We start from the raw sequence: 311 nt of genomic DNA, 5'->3' as shown, positions 1-311 counted from the left end.
TCGACCTCGACGGGTCTGAGCACGGCGACTAGCGGTATCACCAGTCTGTCGAGCGGCCTCAGCACGACGAACAGCAATGTCGCCAGCCTGTCGACCTCGACCTCCACCGGCTTGAGCACAGCGACGAGCGGCATCAACAGCCTTTCGACGGGCCTCAGCACAACCAACAGCAATGTGAGCAGCCTGTCGACTTCGACCTCCACGGGTCTGAGCACGGCCACGAGCAGCATCGATAGCCTGTCCACCTCGACCTCGACTGGCCTGAGCACCGCAACGAGCGGCATCAGCAGCCTGTCCACCGGCCTGAGCAC

The 311-nt window shown here is 63.7% G+C and carries 1 protein-coding gene; it reads right to left on the bottom strand.

Annotated elements, in window-relative coordinates; translation table 11 throughout:
• Positions 1-311 (bottom strand): hypothetical protein (locus ACCD11_RS28400; protein ID WP_413316476.1); only part of this gene is annotated, 311 nt, incomplete at both ends.

This window comes from Variovorax sp. Varisp36 (assembly GCF_047304235.1).
Classification (GTDB): Bacteria; Pseudomonadota; Gammaproteobacteria; order Burkholderiales; family Burkholderiaceae_C; genus Variovorax.
Note: the sequence above shows the minus strand (reverse complement) of the source record. Positions and strands in the feature narration are given on the sequence as shown.